Annotated in this window: 7 protein-coding genes and 2 rRNA genes; 7 read left to right on the top strand and 2 right to left on the bottom strand. The window is 71.0% G+C overall.

Translation table 11 applies throughout. From position 1 onward, the window contains the following. From ACFZB9_RS03455 to ACFZB9_RS03425, 7 genes are all read left to right on the top strand, one after another. A 23S ribosomal RNA gene (locus ACFZB9_RS03455) occupies positions 1-93 on the top strand; the annotation flags it as partial. Positions 94-176: 83 nt separating this feature from the next. Further along, a 5S ribosomal RNA gene (gene rrf / locus ACFZB9_RS03450) occupies positions 177-293 on the top strand. A gap of 260 nt (positions 294-553) precedes the next feature. Further along, positions 554-1,219, top strand: coding sequence for an ABC transporter ATP-binding protein (locus tag ACFZB9_RS03445; protein WP_391443330.1), 666 nt, complete (start codon positions 554-556; stop codon positions 1,217-1,219). Positions 1,220-1,402: 183 nt separating this feature from the next. After that, positions 1,403-4,057: an ATP-binding protein gene (locus ACFZB9_RS03440; protein ID WP_391443294.1), complete on the top strand. Its 2,655-nt coding sequence runs from the start codon at positions 1,403-1,405 to the stop codon at positions 4,055-4,057. Beyond that, positions 4,054-4,734, top strand: a complete 681-nt coding sequence (locus tag ACFZB9_RS03435; RefSeq protein WP_327069175.1) for a response regulator — start codon at positions 4,054-4,056, stop codon at positions 4,732-4,734. Before ACFZB9_RS03440 ends, ACFZB9_RS03435 begins: the two co-directional genes overlap by 4 nt. 54 nt (positions 4,735-4,788) lie before the next feature. Next, on the top strand, positions 4,789-5,196 hold the full coding sequence (locus ACFZB9_RS03430; protein ID WP_391443293.1) for an OB-fold nucleic acid binding domain-containing protein: 408 nt from the start codon (positions 4,789-4,791) through the stop codon (positions 5,194-5,196). Further along, the gene (locus ACFZB9_RS03425) at positions 5,193-5,960 is read left to right on the top strand and encodes a DUF3159 domain-containing protein (RefSeq protein ID WP_391443292.1); all 768 of its coding nucleotides are present in this window, start codon (positions 5,193-5,195) and stop codon (positions 5,958-5,960) included. Before ACFZB9_RS03430 ends, ACFZB9_RS03425 begins: the two co-directional genes overlap by 4 nt. 89 nt (positions 5,961-6,049) lie before the next feature. Here ACFZB9_RS03425 and ACFZB9_RS03420 read toward each other — a convergent pair whose 3' ends face one another. Together ACFZB9_RS03420 and ACFZB9_RS03415 are read right to left on the bottom strand one after the other, a co-directional pair. Beyond that, entirely contained in the window at positions 6,050-6,721 is a 672-nt protein-coding gene (locus ACFZB9_RS03420) for a potassium channel family protein (RefSeq protein ID WP_391443291.1), read from the bottom strand. Continuing rightward, positions 6,721-7,386 carry a potassium channel family protein gene (locus ACFZB9_RS03415; protein WP_391443290.1) on the bottom strand — a complete coding sequence of 222 codons (666 nt, stop codon included), beginning with the start codon at positions 7,384-7,386 and terminating at the stop codon, positions 6,721-6,723. The genes ACFZB9_RS03420 and ACFZB9_RS03415 overlap by 1 nt, the downstream gene beginning before the upstream one ends. Positions 7,387-7,541 lie beyond the last annotated feature (155 nt).

Raw genomic sequence — 7,541 nt, 5'->3', positions numbered from 1 at the left:
GGCTCCCAGTAGACGACTGGGTTGATAGGCCGGATGTGGAAGCCCTGTAAGGGGTGGAGCTGACCGGTACTAATAGGCCGAGGGCTTGTCCTCAGTTGCTCGCGTCCACTGTGTTGTTCTGAAACAACGACCCCACACCAGGTCACGGTGTGGTGCGGTTGACAGTTTCATAGTGTTTCGGTGGTCATAGCGTGAGGGAAACGCCCGGTTACATTCCGAACCCGGAAGCTAAGCCTCATAGCGCCGATGGTACTGCAGGGGGGACCCTGTGGGAGAGTAGGACGCCGCCGAACAATCATTCAGGAAAAGCCCCGCCCCGGGAAACCGGGTGCGGGGCTTTTTCGCGTTCATGACCGGTTCGCGAAGCCGGCCGGTACCGCCCCGGCATCCGGTACCGCCCCAGGCAGCCCCTAAGGGAAATCCTCGCCTGCGAACCGCCCGCGGACACCTGTTCGGGGTTACCGTACTGATCCATGTGTGACTGCCGGATGCCGGCGGATCGGGAGGGGACCGCACAGTGAGTCAGCAGAAGACCAGCACCACGCTCGCGCCCATGGTCGAGGTCGAGGACGTCTGGCGCAGCTTCGGCAGCGGTGACACCGCCGTGCACGCCCTGCGCGGTGTCTCGTTCAGCGTTCGGCGCGGTGAACTCACCGCGCTCCGCGGCCGCTCCGGCTCCGGCAAGACCACCCTGCTCAACCTGGTCGGCGGCCTGGACGGGCCCACCTCGGGCCGGATCACGCTGGACGGCGAGAACCTCGCCGAGCTGGACGAGGCCGGCCGCCTCGGGCTGCGCCGGGACCGGATCGGCTTCGTCTTCCAGTCCTTCGGCCTGATCCCGATCCTGACCGCGGCGGAGAACGTCGGCGTGCCGATGCGTCTGCGCAAGGTCCCGACGGCCCAGCGCGAGGAGCGGGTGGCCACCCTGCTTGCTCTGGTGGGTCTGGCCGACCACGCGGAGCAGCGGCCCACTGAGATGTCCGGCGGGCAGCAGCAGCGGGTGGCGATCGCCCGAGCGCTGGCGAACGAGCCGGCCCTGATCATCGCGGACGAGCCGACCGGCCAGCTCGACTCGGAGACCGGCCGCTCGGTGATGGAGCTGCTGCGCGCCGTGGTGCGCAGCGAGGGCGTGACGGTCCTGGTGGCGACGCACGACCCGCAGCTGATGGAGTTGGCGGACCGGGTGATCGAGCTGCGCGACGGCCACATCGTGGAGTAACGCGCGGGCGCGGGCCGTCATCGAACGCGTCTGCGAGAGCCCCCATACGTCGTCAAGATGCCGCTAAATCTGCCCTCCGACCAGCCCGATCGAAGGCTGGTCCCGCCTCACCCCGTAGTCTCGACTGCGCGAACAGGCGTCCGGGGGTGGTCCCGGGCGTTGGCACGATCAAGAATGGGACGCATGGCACGCGGAAGGCTGCGGATCTACCTCGGGGCGGCCCCCGGGGTGGGGAAGACGTACGCGATGCTCTGCGAGGCGCACCGGAGGCTGGCCCGCGGCACGGACGTGGTGGTCGGCTTCGTCGAGCACCACAACCGTGCCAACACCGCGGAGCTGCTGGAGGGCCTGGAGGCCGTGCCGCGGCGGGCGATGGATCACCGCGGTGCCGAGTTCACCGAGCTCGACCTGGACGCGCTGCTGGCCCGCAGGCCGCAGGTGGCCCTGGTGGACGAGCTGGCTCATACCAACGTCCCGGGCAGCCGCAACGCCAAGCGCTGGCAGGACGTCGAGGAGCTGCTCGCGGCCGGCATCGACGTGATATCCACCGTCAACATCCAGCACCTGGAGTCGCTGGGTGACGTGGTGGAGGGCATCACGGGCGTGCGCCAGCGCGAGACGGTGCCCGACGAGGTGGTCCGCCGGGCCGACCAGATCGAGCTGGTCGACATGTCCCCGCAGGCGCTGCGCCGGCGGCTGGCGCACGGCAACGTGTACGCGCCGGAGAAGATCAACGCGGCGCTCTCCAACTACTTCCGCCCCGGCAACCTGACCGCGCTGCGCGAGCTGGCGCTGCTGTGGACCGCCGACCGGGTGGACGAGTACCTGCAGACCTACCGCGCCGAGCAGGGCATAGACAGCACCTGGCAGGCCCGCGAGCGGATCGTGGTCGGCCTGACCGGCGGTCCCGAGGGCGCCACGCTGATCCGCCGGGCCGCGCGGATCGCCGCCAAGGGGTCCGGCAGCGAACTGCTCGCGGTGCACATCACGCGTTCCGACGGCCTGGCGACCGGTGGCTCCCCGCAGGCGCTGATCGAGCAGCGGGCCCTGGTGGAGAGCCTGGGCGGCAGCTTCCACACCGTGCTCGGCGACGACCCGGCCCACGCCCTGCTGGACTTCGCCCGCGGGGTGAACGCGACCCAGATCGTGCTCGGCTCCAGCCGCCGCAAGGCCTGGCAGTACATCTACGGTCCCGGCGTCGGCTCCACGGTGGCCCGTGACTCGGGCGACATCGACGTGCACATCGTCACCCACGAGCATGTGGCGCACGGCCGCGGCGGGCGGCTGCCGCTGCGCAAGGTGACCGACCTCGGCCGGCCGCGCGCCATCAGCGGCTGGCTGATCGGCGTGGCCGGGCCACCGCTGCTCGCCGTGCTGCTGACCCAGGTGCGCGACACCGGGCTGCCCACCGACATGCTCCTGTTCTTCTCGGTGACGATCTCGGCGGCGCTGGTCGGCGGCCTCTTCCCGGCGATCGCCTCCGCGGTGGTCAGCTCCACCGCGCTCAACTACTACTTCACCCCGCCGACCCACACCCTGACCATCTCGGATCCGCAGAACATCCTGGCGGTGGGCATCTTCACGGCGGTGGGCATCGCGGTGGCCACCGTGGTGGACCTGGCCGCCCGGCGCACCCACGAGGCGGCGCGCAGCCAGGCCGAGGCGCAGACGCTCAGCGCGTTGGCCGGCACCGTGCTGCGGGCGCCCACCGGAGAGGGGCTGAGCGCCCTGCTGGACCAGGTCAAGGAGACCTTCCAGCAGGACGCGGTGGCACTGCTGGAGCGCCTGGACGAGCACGAACCGTGGACCTGCACGGCCTCCAGCGGCTCCGCGCCACCGACCCGGCCCGAGGAGGGGGATGCGGACGTCCTGCTGGGTGAGAACCTCGCGCTGGTCCTCTCCGGTCGTGTACTGCCGGCCGCGGACCGCCGGCTGCTCGGCGCCTTCGCCGCCCAGGCCTCGGTGCTGCTGGAGCGCCGCCGGCTGGCCAAGGAGGCCGCGGCCGCCCGCCGCCAGGCCGAGGGCAACCGGATCCGCACCGCGCTGCTGGCCGCCGTCTCGCACGACCTGCGCACCCCGCTGGCCGGTATCAAGGCCAACGTCTCCTCGCTGCGGGCCGAGGACGTCCAGTGGGACGAGGCGGACGAGCAGGAGCTGCTCGCGGGCATCGAGGCGGGTGCCGACCGGCTGGACCACCTGATCAACAACCTGCTGGACATGAGCCGGCTGCAGACCGGCACGGTCACCCCGCTGATCCAGGAGGTGGACCTGGACGAGGTGGTGCCCTTCGCACTCGGCGGGGTCCCGCTGGAGTCGGTGCGTCTGGAGGTGCCGGAGACCCTGCCGATGGTGCCGGCCGATGCCGGGCTGCTGGAGCGGGCGCTGGCCAACCTGATCGAGAACGCCGTGAAGTACAGCCCGCCGGACGTGAAGGTACTGGTCAAGGCCGATGTGCTGGAGCCGGTGCCGGCCAGTCGTGGGGCAGCCGATGACTGGGGGAGAGTCGAGCTGCGCGTGGTCGACCGGGGCCCCGGGGTCCCCGAGGAGGCCAAGGAGAAGATCTTCGCGCCCTTCCAGCGCTACGGCGACGCTCCGCGCGGCGCGGGTGTCGGGCTCGGCCTCGCCGTGGCCCGCGGCTTCGTCGAGGCGATGGGCGGCACCATCACGGCCGAGGACACCCCGGGCGGTGGTCTGACCATGGTGGTCTCGCTGCCCGCCGCCGAACACCCGCCCGAGCCGGGGGAGGGCTCCAAGGGCTCCGACCAGGCGCCCGATCCGCCCTCCGAACCCTCGCTGACCACCTCTTCACTGGCCCCCCGAAAGACGGAGCTCGCATGACCCGGGTCCTCGTCGTGGACGACGAACCGCAGATCGTCCGCGCCCTGGTGATCAACCTCAAGGCCCGCAAGTACGAGGTCGACGCGGCCCATGACGGCGCCAGCGCCCTCGAACTGGCCGCCGCCCGCCACCCCGACGTGGTGGTGCTCGACCTCGGCCTGCCCGACATGGACGGGGTCGAGGTGATCAAGGGTCTGCGCGGCTGGACCCGGGTGCCGATCATCGTCCTGTCGGCCCGGCACGCCTCCGACGAGAAGGTCGAGGCGCTGGACGCCGGGGCGGACGACTACGTCACCAAGCCGTTCGGCATGGACGAGCTGCTGGCCCGGATGCGCGCCGCCGTCCGCCGGGCCGAGCCGGTGGCCGGTGAGGACGACTCCCTGGTGACGACCGAGGCGTTCACCGTCGACCTGGCGGCCAAGAAGGTCAACCGGGACGGCACCGACATCCGCCTCACCCCCACCGAGTGGCACCTGCTCGAAGTGCTGGTGCGCAACGCCGGCCGGCTGGTCAGCCAGACCCAGCTGCTGCAGGAGGTCTGGGGCCCGGCGTACCGGACCGAGACCAACTATCTGCGGGTCTACCTGGCCCAGCTGCGCCGCAAGCTGGAGGTCGACCCCTCGCACCCGCGCCACTTCATCACCGAGGCCGGTATGGGGTACCGCTTCGAACCCTGAGGCGAACGGGTCAGGGGGCCTCGGTGGCGGGGGTCGAGCCGGTAGCCTTTCACCATGAGTGGTAACAGCAGCGACCAGCCGCAGGGCCGCCTGCGCCGGATGATCAACCGGCTCACCTCCAGCCCGGAGGAGCTTCAGGCCGAGGAGCTGCGCCAGGACGCCGTGGTGTGCGGCTGCACGCCGATCGCCGAGTGCGGCGACCGCGATGTGGTCACCGTGGCGGGCACCCTGCGCACCGTCACGCTCCGCCCGCGGGCCGGGGTGCCGGCGCTGGAGGCCGAGCTCTTCGACGGGACGGACGCGCTGGACGTGGTCTGGCTCGGCCGCCGCTCGATCGCGGGGATAGAGCCGGGCCGCCGGCTCACCGCCAGCGGCCGGATCAGTCATGCACGCGGGCGCCGCGTGCTCTTCAACCCTCGCTACGAGCTGCGTCCGGTGGGACAGGGGAGCGATCACCAGTGACCAATCCGCCCGGTGGCGACCACGCCGCCCCGCACACACTGATCACTGAGAACCAGCAGTTCCCCCCGGGGGTCTCGCCCGACGCGGTGCTGACCGAGGAGGAGGCCCGCGAGCGGGCCGCCCAGGACGAGGCCGCCCGCAAGGAGGCCGCCGACTCGATCATCCAGGCCTTCGGCGGCGTCCGCGGCATGATCGACATGACCTTGCCGGGTCTGGCCTTCATCGTCACGTACAACCTCACCCACCAGGTGTCCACCGCCGCCTGGGGCGCGCTCGCCCTGAGCGCGGTCTTCGTGGTGATCCGGCTGCTGCGCCGGGAGACCATCCAGCACGCCTTCAGTGGCGTCTTCGGGGTGGCCATCGGCGCGTACATCTCGATGAAGACCGGCAAGGCGGAGAACTTCTACCTGCCCGGGCTGCTCTGGAACGTCGGCTACGCCCTGGGCCTGGCGGTCTCCGCGCTGGTCCGCTGGCCGCTGATCGGCCTGACGCTGGGCCCGGTGACCGGTGAGATGTTCACCTGGCGGACCCAGAACCCCGGCCGGCTGCGCGCCTACACCAAGGCCACCTGGGCCTGGGCCGTGATCATGGGCATCAAGCCGGTGATCCTCTTCCCGCTCTACTTCACCAACAACATCAACCTGCTGGGCTGGCTCAAGGTGGCGCTCGGCATCCCGCCGATGCTGCTGGCGATGTACGTGACCTGGCGGATCCTGCTCACCGCGCCGCCGCCGATCAAGGCGGAGCAGCCCGAGGAGTCCTGACCGCACAACATTGATCGCCCAGCACCGACCGCACAGCGTGAGGGCCCGCCTCCCCGATCGGGAGACGGGCCCTCACGTCCGTTCCTGTCCTACTGCGCGCCGGAGCCCGCCGAGAGCAGCGTCTCCAGCTCCTCCTCACGCTCCTGCGCGGCGACGAAGAGCAGCTCGTCGCCGGACTCCAGGGTGTCGTCCCGGGCCGGAACCAGCACCCGGCCCTCACGGATGATCGTCACCAGCGCGGTGTCGGTCGGCCAGCTGACGTCCCCGACCCGGGTGCCGACCAGCTCGGTGTCCGGCGCCAGGGTCAGCTCGACCAGGTTGGCGTTGCCCTGGCTGAAGCGCATCAGCCGGACCAGGTCGCCGACGCTCACCGCCTCCTCGACCAGCGCGGACATCAGACGCGGTGTGGAGACCGCCACGTCCACGCCCCAGGACTCGTTGAAGAGCCACTCGTTCTTCGGGTTGTTCACCCGGGCGACCACCCGCGGCACCCCGTACTCGGTCTTCGCCAGCAGCGAGACCACCAGGTTGACCTTGTCGTCGCCGGTGGCCGCGATCACCACGTGGCAGTGCTGGAGCGCCGCCTCGTCCAGTGCGGTGATCTCGCAGGCGTCGGCCAGCAGCCACTCCGCCATCGGCACCCGCTCCACCGAGATGGAGTTGGGGTTCTTGTCCACGAGCAGTACCTCGTGGCCGTTCTCCAGCAGCTCGCCGGCGATCGACCGGCCGACCGCACCCGCTCCCGCAATCGCTACCCGCATCAGTGACCCTCCTCCGGACCCTTGGCGAACGCGGCCTCGACCGTCGCCTGATCCGCCCGGCGCAGCATCAGGTGCACCAGGTCGCCTTCCTGCACCACCATCTGGGCGGTGGGCAGCACGCCCTCGCCGAGCCGGGTGATGTACGCCACCCGCGCGCCGGCCGCCTCCTCCAGCTCCGCGACCCGGTGACCGATCCAGGACGGGGCGAAGGCCACCTCGGCCAGCTGGACGGTGCCGCTCGGGTCCTGCCACAGCGGCTCGGCGCCGGTCGGCAGCAGTCGCCGCAGCATCTGGTCGGCCGTCCACCGCACGGTGGCCACGGTCGGGATGCCCAGGCGCTGGTAGACCTCGGCGCGGCGGGGGTCGTAGATCCGGGCCGCGACGTGCTCCACGCCGAAGTTCTCCCGGGCCACCCGGGCCGCGATGATGTTCGAGTTGTCGCCGCTGCTGACGGCGGCGAAGGCGCCCGCCTCCTCGATCCCGGCCTCGCGCAGGGTGTCCTGGTCGAAGCCGACACCGGTCACCCGGCGGCCGCGGAACCCGGCGCCCAGGCGGCGGAAGGCGGTGGGGTCCTGGTCGACGACGGCCACCGAGTGGCCCTGCTTCTCCAGGGCTCTGGCAAGTGCGGAGCCAACGCGTCCGCAACCCATGATGACGATGTGCACGGTGCTCTTACCTCACCCGGTCCGTTGGGGTCTTGACCTGCGCAAACACCGTTCATCATCCTTCCGTGCCCGGCGACCGGGGGCGAGTGGGGAGCCGCGTCCGTCGATCGGGAGCGGCTCGGCAACCGGAGTGTTGCCCGTAAGTTCGTCATCCG

The sequence above is a fragment of the Kitasatospora sp. NPDC008050 genome (assembly GCF_042957465.1).
In the GTDB taxonomy this organism is placed as follows: domain Bacteria; phylum Actinomycetota; class Actinomycetes; order Streptomycetales; family Streptomycetaceae; genus Kitasatospora.
The sequence above is the reverse complement of the archived record's forward strand: the minus strand, read 5'-3'. Positions and strand labels throughout refer to the sequence as shown.

Excerpts from the sequence above, each read along its gene's own strand:
- ACFZB9_RS03420 (WP_391443291.1), bottom strand. The coding sequence starts at position 6,721 with ATGCGGGTAGCGATTGCGGGAGCGGGTGCGGTCGGCCGGTCGATCGCC.
- ACFZB9_RS03430 (WP_391443293.1), top strand. The coding sequence starts at position 4,789 with ATGAGTGGTAACAGCAGCGACCAGCCGCAGGGCCGCCTGCGCCGGATG.
- ACFZB9_RS03445 (WP_391443330.1), top strand. The coding sequence starts at position 554 with ATGGTCGAGGTCGAGGACGTCTGGCGCAGCTTCGGCAGCGGTGACACC.
- ACFZB9_RS03440 (WP_391443294.1), top strand. The coding sequence starts at position 1,403 with ATGGCACGCGGAAGGCTGCGGATCTACCTCGGGGCGGCCCCCGGGGTG.
- ACFZB9_RS03435 (WP_327069175.1), top strand. The coding sequence starts at position 4,054 with ATGACCCGGGTCCTCGTCGTGGACGACGAACCGCAGATCGTCCGCGCC.